Source organism: Streptomyces sp. NPDC029164, assembly GCF_055563995.1.
Genome location: NZ_JBVHWW010000025.1, coordinates 1 through 16,977, shown reverse-complemented (window position 1 = coordinate 16,977; position 16,977 = coordinate 1). Strand labels below are relative to the sequence as shown.

General features: G+C 75.0%; 17 protein-coding genes. 7 read left to right on the top strand and 10 right to left on the bottom strand.

The annotated features are described in order from the left end of the window. Nucleotides 1-71 precede the first annotated feature (71 nt). Nucleotides 72-857, bottom strand: coding sequence for a class I SAM-dependent methyltransferase (locus tag ACZ4VT_RS23585; RefSeq protein WP_467952427.1), 786 nt, complete (start codon nt 855-857; stop codon nt 72-74). A gap of 82 nt (nt 858-939) precedes the next feature. On the opposite strand from ACZ4VT_RS23585, the gene ACZ4VT_RS23580 reads away from it, so the two are divergent. Both ACZ4VT_RS23580 and ACZ4VT_RS23575 read left to right on the top strand, forming a co-directional pair. After that, a complete protein-coding gene (locus tag ACZ4VT_RS23580; protein ID WP_467952425.1) occupies nt 940-1,884 on the top strand; it encodes a pseudouridine-5'-phosphate glycosidase in 945 nt (314 codons plus the stop codon). After that, nucleotides 1,881-2,780, top strand: coding sequence for a carbohydrate kinase family protein (locus ACZ4VT_RS23575; protein ID WP_467952423.1), 900 nt, complete (start codon nt 1,881-1,883; stop codon nt 2,778-2,780). The genes ACZ4VT_RS23580 and ACZ4VT_RS23575 overlap by 4 nt, the downstream gene beginning before the upstream one ends. Before the next feature lie 438 nt (nt 2,781-3,218). Here the strand turns inward: ACZ4VT_RS23575 and ACZ4VT_RS23570 are convergent, their stop codons facing one another. After that, nucleotides 3,219-3,866, bottom strand: a complete 648-nt coding sequence (locus tag ACZ4VT_RS23570; RefSeq protein WP_467952421.1) for a nucleoside/nucleotide kinase family protein — start codon at nt 3,864-3,866, stop codon at nt 3,219-3,221. A 93-nt stretch (nt 3,867-3,959) separates the two neighbouring features. Here ACZ4VT_RS23570 and ACZ4VT_RS23565 point away from each other — a divergent pair, with 93 nt between their 5' ends. Continuing rightward, nucleotides 3,960-5,414 (top strand): WGR domain-containing protein, encoded by a 1,455-nt coding sequence (locus ACZ4VT_RS23565; RefSeq protein ID WP_467952419.1) that lies wholly within the window; start codon nt 3,960-3,962, stop codon nt 5,412-5,414. Here the strand turns inward: ACZ4VT_RS23565 and ACZ4VT_RS23560 are convergent. Continuing rightward, nucleotides 5,367-5,771, bottom strand: a complete 405-nt coding sequence (locus ACZ4VT_RS23560; protein ID WP_467952417.1) for a cupin domain-containing protein — start codon at nt 5,769-5,771, stop codon at nt 5,367-5,369. The two genes, ACZ4VT_RS23565 and ACZ4VT_RS23560, sit on opposite strands and share 48 nt — an antisense overlap. 137 nt (nt 5,772-5,908) lie before the next feature. On the opposite strand from ACZ4VT_RS23560, the gene ACZ4VT_RS23555 reads away from it, so the two are divergent. After that, nucleotides 5,909-6,565, top strand: a complete 657-nt coding sequence (locus tag ACZ4VT_RS23555) for a DUF2293 domain-containing protein (protein WP_467952416.1) — start codon at nt 5,909-5,911, stop codon at nt 6,563-6,565. Here the strand turns inward: ACZ4VT_RS23555 and ACZ4VT_RS23550 are convergent. Beyond that, on the bottom strand, nt 6,558-7,169 hold the full coding sequence (locus tag ACZ4VT_RS23550; RefSeq protein ID WP_467952414.1) for a chaplin: 612 nt from the start codon (nt 7,167-7,169) through the stop codon (nt 6,558-6,560). The genes ACZ4VT_RS23555 and ACZ4VT_RS23550 overlap by 8 nt on opposite strands. Nucleotides 7,170-7,365: 196 nt before the next feature. Between ACZ4VT_RS23550 and ACZ4VT_RS23545 the strand changes: the two genes are divergently transcribed. Continuing rightward, entirely contained in the window at nt 7,366-7,914 is a 549-nt protein-coding gene (locus ACZ4VT_RS23545; RefSeq protein ID WP_467952412.1) for a hypothetical protein, read from the top strand. Here the strand turns inward: ACZ4VT_RS23545 and ACZ4VT_RS23540 are convergent. The 3 genes from ACZ4VT_RS23540 to ACZ4VT_RS23530 form a co-directional block, all read right to left on the bottom strand. Further along, nucleotides 7,895-9,100 carry an SWIM zinc finger family protein gene (locus ACZ4VT_RS23540; RefSeq protein ID WP_467952411.1) on the bottom strand — a complete coding sequence of 402 codons (1,206 nt, stop codon included), beginning with the start codon at nt 9,098-9,100 and terminating at the stop codon, nt 7,895-7,897. The genes ACZ4VT_RS23545 and ACZ4VT_RS23540 overlap by 20 nt on opposite strands. After that, entirely contained in the window at nt 9,097-11,898 is a 2,802-nt protein-coding gene (locus tag ACZ4VT_RS23535; RefSeq protein ID WP_467952563.1) for a DEAD/DEAH box helicase, read from the bottom strand. Before ACZ4VT_RS23535 ends, ACZ4VT_RS23540 begins: the two co-directional genes overlap by 4 nt. Nucleotides 11,899-12,125: 227 nt before the next feature. After that, entirely contained in the window at nt 12,126-13,481 is a 1,356-nt protein-coding gene (locus ACZ4VT_RS23530; protein WP_467952409.1) for a helix-turn-helix domain-containing protein, read from the bottom strand. A 134-nt stretch (nt 13,482-13,615) separates the two neighbouring features. Between ACZ4VT_RS23530 and ACZ4VT_RS23525 the strand changes: the two genes are divergently transcribed. Together ACZ4VT_RS23525 and ACZ4VT_RS23520 are read left to right on the top strand one after the other, a co-directional pair. Beyond that, a complete protein-coding gene (locus tag ACZ4VT_RS23525) occupies nt 13,616-14,245 on the top strand; it encodes a hypothetical protein (protein ID WP_467952404.1) in 630 nt (209 codons plus the stop codon). Between the two features lie 69 nt (nt 14,246-14,314). Then, nucleotides 14,315-14,575 (top strand): DUF6343 family protein, encoded by a 261-nt coding sequence (locus tag ACZ4VT_RS23520; protein WP_467952561.1) that lies wholly within the window; start codon nt 14,315-14,317, stop codon nt 14,573-14,575. Nucleotides 14,576-14,617: 42 nt separating this feature from the next. On the opposite strand, the gene ACZ4VT_RS23515 is transcribed toward ACZ4VT_RS23520, so the two are convergent. The 3 genes from ACZ4VT_RS23515 to ACZ4VT_RS23505 form a co-directional block, all read right to left on the bottom strand. Further along, the gene (locus tag ACZ4VT_RS23515) at nt 14,618-15,004 is read right to left on the bottom strand and encodes a tetratricopeptide repeat protein (RefSeq protein WP_467952401.1); all 387 of its coding nucleotides are present in this window, start codon (nt 15,002-15,004) and stop codon (nt 14,618-14,620) included. Nucleotides 15,005-15,070: 66 nt separating this feature from the next. After that, on the bottom strand, nt 15,071-15,679 hold the full coding sequence (gene coaE, locus ACZ4VT_RS23510; RefSeq protein ID WP_467952399.1) for a dephospho-CoA kinase: 609 nt from the start codon (nt 15,677-15,679) through the stop codon (nt 15,071-15,073). 113 nt (nt 15,680-15,792) lie between these two features. Next, nucleotides 15,793-16,731, bottom strand: coding sequence for a PAC2 family protein (locus ACZ4VT_RS23505; protein ID WP_351303133.1), 939 nt, complete (start codon nt 16,729-16,731; stop codon nt 15,793-15,795). Nucleotides 16,732-16,977 lie beyond the last annotated feature (246 nt).

Here is a 16,977-nt window from a genome sequence, read left to right as displayed (position 1 = left end):
CGCGCCAGCCTAGACCGGCCCGCCCCCGCGGCGCGGTGACCACAGCGTCCAGGAACGGCCCGGCCCATGAGTCACCCTGTCCAGTCGGACCCGGGCGGCGGGCGGTGGGCGGTGAGGACCGGCTGGTGGAACCCGGTGTCCGCCGGTGCGTGCCAGACCGGATCGCGCAGCCCGGCCTCCCGGGCGAACGCGGCGGTCCGCTCCTGTGGCAGTGCCCAGTACGTCGCGCTCGACGTCCGCGTGGTCCAGGTGTCGCCGTTCGGCAGCAGCTGGAAGAGCTCCAGGTCGTAGCGTTCCCCGTCGGCGTGCCAGTGCCACAGCTGGAAGGTGATGGTCCGCCCGTCGGGGCCGGTGCGCACGTGCGGGGCCTCGCTCTGCGGGCGGGCCCGGCGCAGTTCCCCGTACGGGCGGGTGGAGAGCAGCAGCGGTCCGCCGGGGCGCAGGACCCGCCGGGTTTCGGCCAGCGCGGCGCGCACGTCCTGAGCGGTGAGCAGGTGCGGCAGCGCGTTGTCGGCGCAGACCACGGCGTCGAAGGAGGCGTCCGCGAAGGGCAGGGCTCGCATGTCGGCGGCCGCGACGGGCAGGTCGAGTCCCCGGCCGGCGGCCTCCCTGGTGGCGCGGGCCGCGGAGGCGGGGCTCAGGTCGGTCCCGGTGACCCGATGGCCCAGGGCCGCGAGGCCCAGGGCCTGGGTGCCGATGCCGCAGGCGTTGTCGAGGACGCTGTGCGGTCCGGGGCCCAGCGCGGCCGTGAGGAGGGCGTCGAGGGCCCGGCCCTGCCGGGCGGCGGAGGCGTCCCAGTCCGCGTACAGGAGGTCGTACCGGTCGGCCAGGTCGTCGTAGAACCCGCGCGTGTCCATGGGGGAACGCTACTCGGACAGGTGGGGACGGGTGTGGCGGGAGTGCGTTTGGGGCCGTCCATCCCGTGCCATGGATGGGGACATGTCACAGCACACAGCAACTGCACCCTTGTCGGGCGGACCGGTCCTGTCGGAAGAGGTACGCGACGCACTCGCCCGGGGCAAGCCCGTGGTGGCCCTGGAGTCGACGATCCTCGCGCACGGCCTGCCCCGCCCCCGCAACCTGGCCGTGGGCCTCGAACTGGAGGCGCTGGTCCGCGCGGAGGGCGCAGTTCCGGCGACGGTGGCGGTCGTGGACGGGGTGGCGTACGCGGGCCTGGACAAGGCGCAGCTGGAGCGGATCGCGGGCGGCGACGGCGTGCGCAAGCTCGGCCACCGGGACCTGGCCCCCGCGCTGGCGACGCGGGCGACCGGGGCGACGACGGTGTCCGCGACGGCCTTCCTGGCCGCGCGGGCGGGCCTGCGGGTCTTCGCCACGGGCGGACTGGGCGGCGTACACCGGGAGTGGGCGCAGACGCAGGACGAGTCGGCGGACCTCGCGCTGCTGGCGCGGACGCGCATCACGGTGGTGTGCGCGGGGGTGAAGTCGATCCTGGACGTGCCGGCCACGCTGCAGCGGCTGGAGACGCTGGGGGTGGGGGTGCTCGGGTACGGGACCGACCGCTTCCCGGGGTTCTACCTGGCCGATTCCGGCGAGCCGGTGGACTGGACGGTGCACCGGCCCGAGGAGGTCGCGGCGGTGATGGCCGCTCAGGACGCGCTGGGCGGGGTGGAGTCGGCGCTGCTGGTGGCCAATCCGGTGGCCGAGGCGGAGCAGCTGGACCCTGAGCTGCACGACCGGGTGCTGGCGGAGGCGCTCGCGGAATGCCGTGAGCGGGGGATCACGGGGCAGGCGGTGACCCCGTTCCTGCTGGGGTTCCTGGTGCGGGCCACCGATGGCGCCTCGCTGGAGGCCAACCTGGCGGCGGTACGCGGCAATGTGCGGCTCGGAGCGCGGATCGCGGGGGCCTGGGCGGCGCGGGCATGACCGCGCCGGGAGCGCTGGTCGTCGTCGGGGACGTGGTGACGGATGTGGTGGCGATACATCCGGAACCACTCGCCCCGGCCACGGACACGGCCGCCCGCATCCGCACCCTGCCGGGCGGCGCCGGAGCCAACGCCGCCTGCTGGGCGGCCCGTACGGGGGCCGCGGAGGTACGCCTCCTGGCGCGGGTGGGCAGCGAGTCGGCGCGGTGGCACGAGCGCGCGCTGGTGGACGCGGGGGTGCGGCCGCGGCTGGTGATCGACCCGGAGGAGCCGACCGGGACGGTGGTCGCGCTGGTCGGCAAGGACGCGGAGCGCACCTTCCTGACCGACAGCGGGGCCTCGCTGCGGCTGTGCCCCGCCGACTGGGCCCCGTCGCTGCTGGACGGGGCGGCCCACCTCCACCTGTCCGGCTACCTGTTCTTCGCCGACAGCAGCCGGGCGCTGGCCCTGGTCGCGCTGCGGGCGGCCCGGACCCGGGGGGTGCCGGTGAGCGTGGACCCCGCCTCGGCCGGATTCCTGGCCGCCCTGGGCCCGCGGCGCTTCCTGGACGCGGTGGCGGGGGTGGAGGTGCTGCTGCCCAACGAGGACGAGGCCCGGCTGCTGGCCGGGCTGCCGGAGCCGGCCGGGGTGGCCCGCGCGGCGGTGGAGCTCAGCCGGCGGATACCGCTGGTGGTGGTGACGTTGGGCTCGGCCGGCGCGCTGGTCGCCGAGCGCGGCCGCATCACCGCCGAGGTCGCGGCCGAGCCGGCCGAAGCGGTGGACTCCACGGGCGCCGGAGACGCCTTCACCGGCGGCTTCCTCGCAGCCCGCCTCCAGGGCGCGGACCCCGCGGAAGCCGCCCGAGCCGGCTGCCGCACGGCCGCCCTCTCGGTAACCCACCCGGGCGGCCGCCCGTAGCCCCCGCAACAGCCACACCGACCCATCCAGCCCCGCCGACCCATCCCACCCCACCGGCAATTCCGGCCCCGCTGGCGTTTGAGGCGCGGCGTCCGGGGCGGAGCCCCCATTTGAGGCGCGGCGAACGGGTCGGAGCCCCGAACTTGAGCCGCACCGGCAACTCCAGCCGCACCAGCCCACTCCAGCCCCGCCGCACCATCCAACCCCCGCCGGCAATTCCAGCCCCGCCGGCGTTTGAGGCGCGGGGCCTGGGGCGGAGCCCCGATCCTTCAGCCGCACCGGCAACTCCAGCCGCACCAGCCCACTCCAGCCCCGCCGCACCATCCAACCCGCGCCGGCAATTCCAGCCCCGCCGGCGTTTGAGGCGCGGGGCCTGGGGCGGAGCCCCGATCCTTCAGCCGGGCCGGGCAACTCGGCCCCGCCCGCCCGGGGCCCACGTCACCGCCCGCGCACCCCCGTCCAGGCGGGATGCCTGGAGTCATCGGCCCGGACCACCACATCCGCCCCCGCCCCCGGATCCACCTCCGCCTCGTACCGCGCGAACGCCGCCACCGTCCACCGCTGCGACTCCTCCGTCCGACGGCCCAGCGCCCCCGGCGACAGCCGGATGTGGACGCTCAGGTCGAAGGGGAACCACTGCCCGAGCAGCAGCGGACCGTGCACCAGCAGCACCCCGCCGGCCGGGAGTTCGGCGTACGGGCTGCGCGTCGCCCGGTCGGTCACCGGGTCCCACAGGTCCGGCAGCACCCGCCCGCTCCCGCCGGGGTCCGTCGGGCCGAACACCTCCCGCCAGAGCGCGCCCGTGTCGTACCAGCCGCCGAGGTACGCGTCCACGTCCTGCCGCCCGAACTCGAAGCGGAGGGAGGCGGGCCGCAGGAACCCGTCGGTCGCCACCACCAGCACCGGCCGGCCGCGCCTCCGCAACGCCTCCGCGAGCTCCTCCGCGAGCACGCCGGTCCCGGCGGCCGGCGCTCCGTCAATGCCCACCCGCTGCCAACTGCCCTGCTCGGGCAGGTTCTCGGGGTCGTCGAGGTGACCGGCGAGCCGCTCGGCCATCCGCTGCCATGTGATCGCTTCCCACTTCACCGGCCCATTGTCAGTGGTGGGACTTAGCGTTTTTCACGAGGGATCACCGGCGGAAACGGAGCCGGCGGCCCGGCCTTCGGGGAGGGGTTTGTCATGGCTCGGGAGACGACGTATCTGGAGCTGTCGCAGGACGGCGGCGGGGCGCACAAGTTCTACGAGGTGACCGTCGACGGCACGGCCGTCTCCGTGCGGTACGGACGCATCGGCGCGGACGGCCAGTTGCAGAGCTCCTCGTTCCCGACCGCCGAGAAGGCCCGGGCGGCCGCCGCGAAGAAGATCGGCGAGAAGGTCCGCAAGGGGTACGCCCCGGCGGTGCGGGGGCAGCGCGCGGCCCGCTCGGTGACCCGCCGCCAGGTGACGTCGGCGCCGTCGACGGCGCGGGCGGTGGCTCCGGTGCTGTGGCGCTTCCGTACGGGCTCCTCCGCCTTCGGGATCCACGTGGACGAGGACCGCTGCTGGGTCGGCAACCAGGCCGGGGACGTCTACACGCTGAGCCACGCCGGTGAGGTGCTGGCCCGCTATGCGCTGCCGGACGGGGTGAAGTGCCTGGTGGCGGACGAGTTCTGGATATACGCGGGCTGTGACGACGGCACGGTGTACGACCTGTCGTCGAAGGTTCCCTTCGGTGCGTACGACATCGCGGAGGACGTGGACATCTTCTGGCTCGACATCCGCGAGGGCGTCCTGAACGTCTCGGACCGCAACGGCGGGCTGACGGTCATCGACCACGAGGACGAGTTCCAGTGGTCGAGGCGCTCGGCCGGCTCCAACGCGTGGATGGTCCGGGCGGACGCGGACGCCGTCTACCACGGGCACAGCAAGGGGGTGACGGCGTACGCGCCGGACGGCGGCCGGGAGCTGTGGCACACCGCGACCAACGGATCGGTGCTGTTCGGCTGGCAGGAGGACCACGCGGTGTACGCGGGCACCGGGCGGAACACCGTGCAGCGGCTGTCGAAGGCGACGGGCGCGGTGGAGGCCACCTACCGGTGTGACGCGGCGGTGTACTCGTGCGCGACCTCACCCGACGGGCGGCACGTGTTCGCCGGCGACCTCTCCTCCTCGGTGTACTGCTTCGACGCCGACGGGCAGCGGCTGTGGAAGCTGGGCACGGGCAGCGGGGCCGCGCTGTCCATGCAGTACCTCGACGAGCGGCTGTACCTGGTCACCACGGACGGTTCGCTGGTCTGCGTGGATGCGAGCGAGCAGGCGATCGCGGCGGCCCAGCAGGGCTCGGTGCCGGCTCCGGTGGACGTGAAGTCGGCGGCGGCGCTGCCGGTGTTCACCCCGGCCGCGTCGGCCTCGGCGGTCGCGACGGTCTCGATGGCCGTGGTGGCCTCGGAGCCGGCCGGCGGTGTGGTGGTGGAGTGCGTCCGGCAGGGCGGCCGGATCCGGGTGCAGGTGGTGTCGGACGGCTTCGAGCCCTCGTGGAACGTGCAGTTCCCGCACGGGATACGGGAGCCGGGCGCCCGGTACGTGGTGGAGGGGCTGCACGCGGCCTCAGGTGGCTTCTACCGGGTCCGTGGAGAAATACGACGGCTGGTGTGAGCGGCAGGTCGAGGAGTTGGCACCGGTCGGGGCCGGGGTGGGTATCGCGAAGGGCGTTCCCTCGGGGAGCGCGGGGGTCACGTAGAGCACGACCGGTTCGGTGCCGAGGTTGTGGCCCAGGTGGATGTGTCCGATGCCCGCGGGTTCCACGAAGGTGGTCCCGGTCCGGTGCACCTCGACGGTGCTGTCGTGCAGGACCCGGGTCAGGGTCCCCGCCAGCACCACGGCGTCCAGCCGGACCCGGTGGAAGTGCCAGCCGGTGCAGCCGCCGGGCGGAATGACGATCCTCCGGCCCGACGGGGCCGGGGCACCACGTGCCCTGCCCGGCCGTGCCGTCGTCGCCTGCCGTCCACCCATGTGCCCTCCTCCGTGGACCGGCCCCCGGCCCACGGCCCACCGTAGAAGGCGTCCCGGTATCCAGGAAGAGTTGGTGAAACATCAACCGCCCCTTCCCACCAGGTGATATGAGGCCCCTAAGGCGGTATCACACCTGTATGAGCCTGGTGGTGTTCGAGTCCTTGAAGCAGATCCACTGCGCCGAGTGCCGGCAGGGCCCGCTCCGGCACCTCGTGCGCGAGGCGGGCGTACCGCGCTGTCTGGACTGCGCGGATCTGGGGCACCTGGTCTACCTGCCCCGCGGGGACGCCGCGCTCACCCGCCGTTCGCGTGAGGCCAGTTCGCTCTCGGCCGTCGTCGTCCGCTTCCACAAGCGCCGCCGCCGGTACGAGCGTCTGGGGCTCCTCGTCGAGGACGCCGCCCTGGCCCGGGCGGAGCGCGACTGTCTCGCGGACGCCGAGGCACGGGCGCGCCGGCGGGAGCGCGACCGGCTGCGCCGCGCGGCCGAGGACACCCGGTTCACGGCGGCCTTCGCCGCCGAGATAGTGCGGCTGTTCCCCGGGTGTCCGGCCGACCGGGCGGTGGCGATCGCCCTGCACGCCTCGCTGCGCGGCAGCGGCCGGGTGGGCCGCACCGCGGCCGGCCGGGCCCTCGACGAGTCGGCGGTCTCGGTCGCGGTGCGGGCGGCGGTGCGGCACACCGACACCGAGTACGACGCGCTGCTGATGGCGGGCGTCCCCCGGTTCGCGGCCCGTGCCCGGCTGGCCGCGCGGATCGACGCCGTCCTGGACGGGTGGCGTACAGCGCCTAGTTGAGGCGGAAGCGGCGGTAGAGGAGGACGCCGCCGAGCAGGAGCGCTCCGCTGCCGGGCAGCAGGTATCCGAGGCCGTCGGCCCCGGTGTGGGCGAGGGCCTCGGTGTGGCGCGGCGGTGCGGGCAGGGTGACCGGCCGTTCGGTGACGGGCGGTTCGGTGACGGGCGGCTGGGCGGGCTTGCCACCGGTGGGCTCCTCGCCGTTGACGGAGGTGTTGCCGTGCGAGGAGTTGCCGACACCGACGGCGCTCACGGAGTTGCCGCTGAGGTTCAGCGGGAGCTCGACGGGAAGCTGCAGGCCGTTGCCGGACAGCACACCGGGCGAATCCTTTCCGCGCCCTTCCGCCACGGCCCCTCCCCCGTTTCCCGCTCCCGGTTTCGACGGATGTGAGGCCCTCGGCCCGGGATGCCCGCCACCGCCTCCCGGTGCCTCGTTGGCACAGCGGTTCCCGGCGGCCGAGTTGAGCACGCCTACCACGCTCACGGTGTTCCCGCACACGTTCACCGGGACGTGCACGGGCAGCTGCACCAGGTTCCCGGACAGCAGCCCGGGCGAGCCTTCGGCCCGGCCGCCCGCGTCCGCGTCGGCGTAGGCGAAACCGCTCACGCCCGCGACCGCCAGTCCACCTCCCGCAACCACCGCCGCGATCAAGCCATTCCGACGACTGTGACGCATGAGTTTCCCTGCCTTCCGGAGGATTCAGCGGGTGCTGCACCCGCACCGGAGATAACGCGGTAAACCCATTCGGGTTATAGAGCCGGTAGGCATTTCACTCCATCGTGTACTGGGTAGTGCCTACTTCATGACTGATCGACCGCTGCTCCTCCTCGACGTGGACGGACCGCTCAATCCCTTCCGTTCGCCCCTCGCCGGCCTGCGCGGCTACCGGAGCCACCGGATGCGGCCGGACGTCTGGCTCTCCTACCGCGACCCGGAATCGCGCAGCGCCCGGCGCGGCGCGCGGGTCCGCCTCCACCCGTCCCACGGGGCCCGGCTGTTGGCCCTGCCCTTCGAGCTCGCCTGGGCCACCGCCTGGACGCACCAGGCCAACACACTGATCGCCCCGCACATCGGACTTCCCGGAGACCTGTCCGTCATCGACTGGCCGGAACTCTTCGTCGAGGACCCCGACGGGCTCTCCTGGAAGACCCGGCATCTCGTCGAATGGGCGGCGGGCCGCCCCTTCGCCTGGGTCGACGACATGATCAACCCCCGCGACCGCGCCTGGGTCGCCGCCCGCTACCCGGCCCCGGCCCTCCTCCTGCGCATCCACCCCCGCCACGGTCTGCGGGACCGCGACTTCACCACGTTGACGCGCTGGGCCGCCGGGCTCAGCCCAGCAGAGCGGTGACCGGGTCCGCGGAGGGACGGCCCCTCGGCCACCAGTCGTTGTCCCCCAAGCGGTCCTCGTAGCAGTACCAGAGGCCCTCGCGGCCGAGGCGGAGCTGGCGGGTGTGGATCGTCAGGCGGTTGCGGTCCGGGCGGAAGGAACCCTGGCCCGCGGCGAGCAGGGCCGGCCGGGCCCGGTCGAACGGGCCCGCCGGCGGGTCCCAGGGCTCTTCGAGGGCGGCCAGTGCCGGGCGGCCGCCCTGGCGCCACGCGGCGGCGGCCCGGGCGAGCTCGGTGGTGGTACGGCCGGTGGCGCGGGCCAGGTCCCGGTAGAGGGTGCGGGCCGTGCCCGTCAGGCCCGCCGTGGGGTGCGCGGAGGCGAGCCTGACCGCGTCCTGCCAGAGGCCGAGCCCCGCGATCGGGTCCTCGCCGGTGGTGAGGAGGGCCAGGGCGCGGGCGGCCGCGTCGCAGGCGAGCTGGTCCAGGGCCAGCGGGTCCGGGGCCGCCGGATCGGCCGGGTACGCGGGCGGGAGGCCCGCGGCGGCGGGCGCCGGGAGCGGCGCGGGCAGCGGCGGCAGACCGGTGCGGGCGAGCGCCTCTCGGGCCGGCACACCCGGGAAGTCCGGCGCCGCGTCGGGCTGTTCGCGCGCGGCGTGGGCGGCGTTGCGGCGGGTGAGCTCGTCGAGGAGCTCCCGCTCGCCCCGGCCGCGCAGGAGCAGCAGGACGAAGGGGTCCTCGTCGAGGAGGCGGGCCGCCCGGTAGCAGAGGGCCGCCGCGTGCTTGCACGGCGGACGCCCGAAGTCCGGGCAGGAGCAGTGCGGGACGAGCTCGCCCGCGCCGGGCAGGACGGTCTGTGCGAGTGACTGCGGAACCTCCCGCTCCAGCAGGGCGGCGAGCGCGGCGGGGTCGGCCGCGACCGCCTCCAGGAGCTCGTTCCACTCCGGGTCCGCGAAGGCGGGCAGGGTCAGCTCGGTGCGGTACGGGCGGGCCCGGCTGCCCCGGACGTACGCCACGATCCGGCCGGGGGTGACGGTCACCGCGTCGACGTGCCCGTCCTCGGCGTACGCACGGCCCCGGGCCAGCCGGGCCGTGTCATGGGAGACCTCCTCCAGCGCCGTCACCCAGGCCCGGCCCCACCAGCTCACCGCCGCCGCCCCGGCGGGCACGGTCTCGAAGGTGCGGCGGCGGTCGTCCCGCGCGGTGATCATGCGGGCCTCCGCAGGGAGACGAGGTCGGCCAGCTCGCGGTCGGTCAGCTCGGTCAGCGCCGACTCGCCCGAGCCGAGCACGGCGTCGGCGAGGGCCCGCTTCGCCTCCAGCATTTCGGCGATGCGGTCCTCGACGGTGCCTTCGGCGATGATCCGGTGGACCTGTACGGGCTGGGTCTGGCCGATGCGGTAGGCGCGGTCGGTGGCCTGTTCCTCGACGGCCGGGTTCCACCAGCGGTCGAAGTGGACGACGTGGCCGGCCCGGGTGAGGTTCAGGCCCGTGCCCGCCGCCTTCAGGGACAGCAGGAACACGGGCACCTCGCCCGCCTGGAACCGGTCGACGAGCTCCTCCCGGCGCGGCACCGGCGTCCCGCCGTGCAGCAGCTGGTGGGAGATCCCCCGGGCGGACAGGTGCCGTTCGATCAGGCGGGCCATCGTCACGTACTGGGTGAAGACGAGGACCGAGCCACCCTCCGCCAGGATCGTGTCCAGCAGCTCGTCCAGCAGGGCGAGCTTCCCCGAGCGGTGTCCGATCCTGGGCTGCTCCTCCTTGAGGTACTGCGCCGGGTGGTTGCAGATCTGCTTGAGCGAGGCCAGCAGCTTCATGATCATGCCGCGTCGTTCCATGCCCTCGCTCGACTCGATCACGGCCATCGCCTCGTCCACCGCGGCCTGGTAGAGCGAGGCCTGCTCCCGGGTGAGCGAGACGGGGTGGTCGGTCTCCGTCTTCGGCGGCAGCTCGGGCGCGATGCCGGGGTCGGACTTCTTGCGCCGCAGCAGGAACGGCCGCACGAGCGCGGACAGCCGGGCGACCGCCGCCTCGTTGCCGCCGTCCTCCTCCGTCTGGTGCTCCACCGGGCGGGCGTGGCGGGCCCGGAAGGCGGTGAGCGGCCCCAGCAGACCCGGCGTGGTCCAGTCGAGCAGCGCCCACAGCTCGGAGAGGTTGTTCTCCACCGGGGTGCCGGTCAGCGCCACCCGGGCCGGCGCCGGCACCGTGCGCAGGGCCTTCGCGGTCGCCGAATGCGGGTTCTTGACGTGCTGCGCCTCATCGGCGACGACCATGCCCCAGCTCTGTGCCGCCAGCAGGGCGGCGCTGGCGCGCATCGTGCCGTACGTGGTGAGCACGAACCCGCCCTCGCAGGACGTCAGGTCCTCGATGCTGCGGCCGCCGCCGTGGAAGCGGCGCACGGGCGTGCCGGGGGCGAACTTCTCGATCTCCCGCTGCCAGTTGCCCAGGAGGGACGCGGGGCACACCACGAGCGTCGGCTCGGGCCGGTCCCGGTGCAGGTGCAGCGCGATCAGGGTGACGGTCTTGCCCAGGCCCATGTCGTCGGCGAGGCAGCCGCCGAGACCGAGGGAGGTCATCAGGTCCAGCCAGGCCAGGCCGCGGGCCTGGTAGTCGCGCAGGGTGGCCTTGAGGGCGGAAGGCTGCGGGAGCGGGGCCAGCTCCCCCGTCAGCCGTTCCCGCAGGGCGGCCAGGGCCCCCACCGGCACCGCCTCGACCGGCTCGCCGTCGATCTCGGCCGTCCCCGACAGCGCGACGGCCAGCGCGTCCACCGGGTCCAGCACGCCCAGCTCCCGCTTGCGCGCCTTGCGCACCAGCTCCGGATCGACCCGCACCCACTGGTCCCGCAGCCGCACGACGGGCCGGTGGGCCTGCGCCAGCGCGTCCATCTCGCCCGGGGTGAGCCGGTCCCCGCCCAGCGCCAGCTCCCAGGAGAAGGCGAAGAGGTGCTCGGCGTCGAAGAAGGCGGTGCCGTCGGTCGCGGAACCGGGCGCGGTGGACCGTACGACGGCGGTCGCGGACAGCGTACGGGCCAGCTCGCGCGGCCAGTGGACCAGGACCCCGGCGGCCGCCAGCCGGCTCGCGGCCATCCCCAGCAGGTCCTCCAGCTCCGGGTCGGACAGGGCGAGGGCATCGGGCACGGGCTGGTCCAGCAGCCGCAGCAGGGGCGGCCAGACCCGAGCGGCCCGGCGCAGCGCGAGCACGGCGTCGATCCGGGCGCGCGGGCCGAACCCGGCGGCGGCCGTGCCCGCCCACAACCGCGCCGCGTCGGTGATCAGGGTCGGATCGGCGAGGCTGTGCACCTGGACGACTGCGGCCCCGGCGCGCCGGACGTCCTCGCCCTCGGCTTCGTCGAAGAGGCGGAAGGAGGACAGGTCGAGCCGCAGCGAGATCCCGACCCCGGCGTCGGCTCCGGCCGCGACCTGCGCGGCCCAGTCCCGTATCCCGGGCACCCGCTGCGCCTCCCGCGCGGCGAACGGCCGCCCGGCGGCCACGGCCGCGGCCGGGGTGCGGGGCAGGCTGTCGGCGACGGCGTCGAGGAACGCGCGGACCAGCGCCTCCGGTTCGGGCAGCTGGAGCGGACGGCGGCCGGCCAGGGGCGTCGCGTACCCCTCGTGCGGGAGAGCCGCGGCGACCGCACGCAGGTGGTCGATGTCGGCGGCGTCGAGCGGCCCGGCGCGCCAGGCGTCCATGCCCTCGGGAGTGAGCCCGGGAAGCAGCCGGCCGCGGGCGGCCAGGGTGAGCGCCTGCGTGGCGGCGGTCCCCCAGGCGCGGGTGGCGGGGTGCGCGGCGGGGCTGCGGGGCGCCGCCGCGAGCAGGGGCAGGGCGGAGGCGACGGAGAAGGTCACGGCGGGCACGGTCCGGCTGCGGACCCCGTCGCCGTGCGGGCGTACGACGGTGAGCGGCGCCGGCGTACCCACCTCGGGCAGCTCGTCCCCCTCGGGCGCCCAGAAGGCCACCCGCCCCTCGCGCGGGACGGCGGCGGGCAGGAACACGGCGGCGTGGCGCAACAGCGCGGCTGCCCGCGGCTGCGACCCAGACTGCTGCCCAGACTGCGGCTGCGGCTGCGGCTGCGGCTGCGGCTGCGGCTGCGGCTGCGGCTGCGGCTGCGACCCCGACTCCCACTGCGGTGTCACGTGTTCCCCTCCCCCGTCTTTCCCGTCGATCTGCTTGCGGATCTGCTGACATCCTCTGCCGACGAGTCTAGGCGCGACCACCGACAACACCTCTGACCTGCGGATCAGCGCCCCCAGCGGCCCTGCTCCGTCGCGTACCCGTACACCGGCCGGCCAGGGGCGGCGCTCGTGCGCAACGGCCGCCCGTCATCGTCGATGCGCAGGGTGCCCGAGCCGGACGGCCCGGACCACCGGAGGTCGAGGGACCAGTCGCAGTCGCAGCCCGTGGTGACGGCCTCGACCCGCAGGACGACCGGTTCGGCCGCCGAGACGCGCATCGGGAAGGCGGGCGCGGCCAGCGGGCTCCCGGCGTCGTTGCCGGCGACCGGGCGGGCCAGCGGGCGCGGCGCGTCCAGGTTGACGGCGAAGACGGCCGGGGTGAGTGCCCCGCCGCAGCCCTGCGACATCTGGTAGACGTTCCAGGCCGGCGGGGTGCGGCGGCCCGCCACGCGGACCTCCAGGTCCTCCAGGACCACGGCTCCCGGGGCCGTCCCGTGCAGGGTGACCTCCACGATCTGCGTCCCGGCGTGCACGGCGCGCAGTTGCGACGCCCAGGCGGGCGCGTCCGCCTCCACGGGCGGCGGGGGCACCGACCCCGGACCCCGCTCCGACAGATAGGCGTGATCGCAGCCCGCGGTCCACACGTGCGAGCGCACCGCCGCCCTCAGGGGTGCTGCCGGGGACGGGGAGGGGAGCGCCCGTGACGAGGTGGAGGGCGCGGCGGTCGCCGGGCCGGAACCACCGGCCGGTGACGCGGGTTCCAGTGCGGCCGCGGTCCCGGCGGCCGAGGCCGTCGCCGTTCCCGGGGCGGATGCCGTTCCGGAGGCACCAGCGGATGCCGCGGGTGCCGTCGTACCCGGTCCCGGCCCCGTCCCCCCACCCGTCCACGCTCCGGCCCGCGGCGCTCGGGGCTCGGGGCCGGCGGCCGCCAGCAGAGCCACGGCGACGGCGCCCGCCGCCACCCCCGCGGCGGCGACCACGGCCGCCCGCCTCCGGTACCAGGGCCTGCCGACGACGGCCGGCTCCCCCACGACGACGACGGGCTCCGCCACCGGCTCCGACTCCGACTCCGGCGCCACCACCGGTTCCGACACCGCCACCGGCTCCGGCTCGGGCTCCGGTGGCACCCCCGCCCGCCGCCGCGCGTCGGCCAGCAGCCACGCCCGGTGCAGGTCCACCGCCGCCCCCGGCGACGCCCCGCAGGCCCGTGCGAAGCGGTCCACCACCGCGAACTCCGCGGGCAGCGCATCCCCGTTGCAATAGCGGTGCAAGGTCGACGTGCTCGTGTGCAGGCGGCGCGCCAGGGCGCCGTAGCTCAGCCCGCCACGTTCCTTCAGCTCCCGCATCAGCCGCGCGAAATTCTCGGCCTCGCTCACCGCGTTCCCCCGTCCAGCGTCCAGCGTCCCGTGACTGCGTTCCATGCCTGAGGTGTTCCCCCAGGTGACAGCCCGTACGGCCGTTCCAGCGTCCCGAATTCGCCCCAAACCGTGGCCGGCCGGGCGGCCCGGGGAACAGGCTCGTCAGGCACACCGAACCACTCACGGGGAGACCGTTCATGTTCCGACGCACCGACACCCTCGCCACGCTCGCCACCGCGCTCGTCGCGGCGGCCGCCGCACTCGTCCTCACCGCCTCGACCTCCGCCACGGCCGCCACCGCGACGCCCGTCCCGCCCGGCTTCCTGGCCGGCACCGACCTGCCGCCGCACCCCGGCTCGGCCTGGTACCCGGGCAAGATCACCAAGGGGCTGCCCGAGTTCGCGCCCTTCTGCCTGGACGGCGTGCTTCCGGCGGCGGGCAGCTGGCACCGCACCTTCGGCACCGAGTTCGACACCGGCGCCGTGCAGGTCTCCGTACGGTCCGCCTCGCCCTCCGCGGCCGCCCAGCTCGTCGGCACGCTGGAGCGCAAGGTCGCGGCCTGCGCCGCCGACTGGCTGCGGACGACCCCGGGCGGCACCGCCTCCTGGGATGACTACGGGACGCTCCCCGTCGAGGAGGGCGCGCACGTCTACGGGGTCCACGCCTCGATCCCCGAGTCGGAGCCCGGCGTGCACCTGTTCGGGATCGGACGCGACGGCTCCACCGTGACCGTCGTGCAGTGGGGCGAGATGGGTGACCTGTCCCACGCCCCGGTCGCGGCGTTCAAGAAGACGACGACGACGGCCGTGAACAAGCTCAACCCGTAGCCGGGAGCCGGGGCCGCCCCCGGCAGCCGGAGCACCGGAGTGGGACCATGGACAGGAGAGGCGATGACCATGCGTTCCGGGAATGAGCCGGTGACCGCGCGCAGCCCGCTGCGGCTGCGGTTCTGGCTGGGTGTCTGGGGGCTGATCTGGGCCGCCGCCGGGACGGCCGCCTTCTCGCTGGCGGGCCGTCCCGGATGGGCGGCCGCCTGCGGGGCCCTGGCGGTCATCGTGGCGGTGGACCTGGCCATGATCGTGCGCCACATCCGGCAGGGGCCGCACTACCAGCCGGGCCAGGACGTCCCGCCGTACGAACCGCCGCGCGACCGGTGAACCGGCGGCCGGTGGGCGCCGGTGGGCAGCCGGACCAGGTGGCTAGTCCTGGTCCTCGAAACGGGCCGCCGCGAGGTACTCGGGCTGCGGGTCGAGGGCGGCTGCCAGGCGGAAGTGCTTGCGCGCCTGCTCCGGCCGGCCCGCGCGCTCATGGGTACGGGCCAGCGCGAAGTGGGCGAAGGCGTTGTCCGGCTCCCGTTCCAGTACCAGCTCGAACTCCAGCTCCGCCGGGCGCAGTTGGGCGGCCGCGAAGAAGGCCCGGGCGCGCAGCAGCCGGGCCGCCGTGTTCTCCGGGTGGGCGGCTATGACCGAGTCGAGCAGCTTGACCGCGCCGCGCGGGTCGCGCGCGGCCAGCAGCTGCTCGGCGGCCCGGTAGTCGATGACGTGGGTTTCCGGGCTGGACGGCGTGGGGCGCGTGGTCTCGGACACGGTCTGGATCCTTCCCTCTACGGGCGCGTTCAACGCCCCCACTACGGCCGGTATTCCATGCACACGTCACGGGGTGCCGGCGGCGGCCCGCGCCGTGAGCTCCTCCCACACCTTGCGCACCTGCGGCTCCAGCGCCTCCAGCGGCCCGTCGTTGTCGATCACGAGGGTCGCCACGGCGAGCCGCTGCTCCCGCGTGGCCTGCGCGGCCATCCGGGCGCGCGCCTCCTCCTCGGCCATCCCGCGCAGGGCGGTCAGCCGCGCCAGCTGGGTCTGCGGCGCCGCGTCCACCACGACCACCAGGTCGTAGAGCGGTGCCAGGCCGTTCTCCGCGAGCAGCGGTACGTCGTGCACCACGATGGCGTCGGCCCCCGCGGCGGCTTCCAGCTCGGCCGATCGGGCCCCGACCAGCGGGTGCACGATCGCGTTGAGCGTCCGGAGCTTCGCCGGGTCCGCGAACACGATGGACCCGAGCTTCGGCCGGTCCAGTACCCCCTCGGCCGTCAGCACCGACTTCCCGAAGGCCGCCACGACGGCCGCGAGCCCCGGCGTCCCGGGCTCCACCACCTCGCGCGCGATCCGATCGGCGTCGACGACGATCGCCCCGTACCCGGCCAGCAGCCGCGAGACCTCGCTCTTGCCGGCGCCGATTCCGCCCGTCAATCCTACTTTCAGCATGCCCGCAGCCTAGGCCCTGTCCGGGCGGCCTTCGCGGACCCACGGCCTGATCCACGAAGACCGCCCGGACAGAACCCAAGCCCTGTCCGGGCGGTCTTCGCCGGGCTGCGGCGTCAGTTCTCGCCCTCGCGCTCCGCCAGGAACCGCTCGAACTCGCGGCCGATCTCGTCCGCCGACGGAATCTCCGCGGGCTCGGCGATCATGTTGCCCCGGGTCTCGGCTCCGGCGGCCGCGTCGTACTGGTGCTCCAGCCCCTGCACCAGGGCGACCAGCTCCTCGTCGCCCTCCCGGATCTGCCGGTCGATCTCCGTCTGCGTGCGGTGCGCCTCGGTCCGCAGCGCGTGCGCCACGGCCGGCAGGACCAGCCCGGTCGCCGCCGTGATGGCCTCCAGCACCGTCAGCGCGGCGTCCGGGTACGGGGAGCGCGCGACGTAGTGCGGTACGTGCGCGGCGACACCCAGCACGTCGTGCCCGGCCTGGGCCAGGCGGAACTCCACCAGGGACTCCGCGCTGCCCGGCACCTGGGCCTCGTCGAAGGGGCTGCGGTGCCCCGGCATGAGGTCGGTCCGGTTGCCGTGCGGGGTGATGCCCACGGGACGGGTGTGCGGAACGCCCATCGGGATGCCGTGGAAGTTGACCGCGAGGCGGACCCCGAGGCGCTCGACGATCTGCCGGACGGCGACGGCGAAGCGCTCCCACTCCACGTCCGGCTCCGGGCCGGACAGCAGCAGGAAGGGCGCACCCGTGGCGTCCTGGACCAGCCGGACCTCCAGCCGGGGCTCCTCGAACTCCGTCCAGTGGTCGCGCTGGAACGTCAGCAGCGGGCGGCGCGCCCGGTAGTCCACCAGCCGGTCCGCGTCGAAGCGGGCGACCACCTGGTGGGGCAGCGTGTCCAGCAGCCGCTCGACGATCTGCTCGCCGGCCTCACCGGCGTCGATGTACCCCTCGAAGTGGTACAGCATGACCAGCCCGGCCGAGTCCTGGGCGACCGCCAGGTCGGCCACCGCCAGGCCCTTGGCATCCCATTCGTACAAACCCTGTGGATCAAGCACCGCCACCACTCCTCCTCGCCGCGTTCTCTGCCAAGAACGTCCAAGACGGCGCCACCATTCCCCAGTTGGCCGCATTCACGGGAACGCAACGGATCAACGAACGGTTCAGCGCCGGTCCGGGGGCGGGGAGGGGGGGGGGGGGGGGGGGGGGGGGGGGGGGGGGAGAAGGGGGGGGGGGGGGGGGGGGGGGGGGGGGGTTCCCCGGGGGGGGTTCTGGGGCACCGCGGTCAAGGACCCGGCCGCCGG

Excerpts from the sequence above, each read along its gene's own strand:
- ACZ4VT_RS23585 (WP_467952427.1), bottom strand. The coding sequence starts at position 857 with ATGGACACGCGCGGGTTCTACGACGACCTGGCCGACCGGTACGACCTC.
- ACZ4VT_RS23580 (WP_467952425.1), top strand. The coding sequence starts at position 940 with ATGTCACAGCACACAGCAACTGCACCCTTGTCGGGCGGACCGGTCCTG.
- ACZ4VT_RS23575 (WP_467952423.1), top strand. The coding sequence starts at position 1,881 with ATGACCGCGCCGGGAGCGCTGGTCGTCGTCGGGGACGTGGTGACGGAT.
- ACZ4VT_RS23565 (WP_467952419.1), top strand. The coding sequence starts at position 3,960 with ATGGCTCGGGAGACGACGTATCTGGAGCTGTCGCAGGACGGCGGCGGG.
- ACZ4VT_RS23560 (WP_467952417.1), bottom strand. The coding sequence starts at position 5,771 with ATGGGTGGACGGCAGGCGACGACGGCACGGCCGGGCAGGGCACGTGGT.
- ACZ4VT_RS23555 (WP_467952416.1), top strand. The coding sequence starts at position 5,909 with ATGAGCCTGGTGGTGTTCGAGTCCTTGAAGCAGATCCACTGCGCCGAG.
- ACZ4VT_RS23545 (WP_467952412.1), top strand. The coding sequence starts at position 7,366 with ATGACTGATCGACCGCTGCTCCTCCTCGACGTGGACGGACCGCTCAAT.
- ACZ4VT_RS23540 (WP_467952411.1), bottom strand. The coding sequence starts at position 9,100 with ATGATCACCGCGCGGGACGACCGCCGCCGCACCTTCGAGACCGTGCCC.
- ACZ4VT_RS23530 (WP_467952409.1), bottom strand. The coding sequence starts at position 13,481 with ATGGAACGCAGTCACGGGACGCTGGACGCTGGACGGGGGAACGCGGTG.
- ACZ4VT_RS23525 (WP_467952404.1), top strand. The coding sequence starts at position 13,616 with ATGTTCCGACGCACCGACACCCTCGCCACGCTCGCCACCGCGCTCGTC.
- ACZ4VT_RS23520 (WP_467952561.1), top strand. The coding sequence starts at position 14,315 with ATGCGTTCCGGGAATGAGCCGGTGACCGCGCGCAGCCCGCTGCGGCTG.
- coaE (WP_467952399.1), bottom strand. The coding sequence starts at position 15,679 with ATGCTGAAAGTAGGATTGACGGGCGGAATCGGCGCCGGCAAGAGCGAG.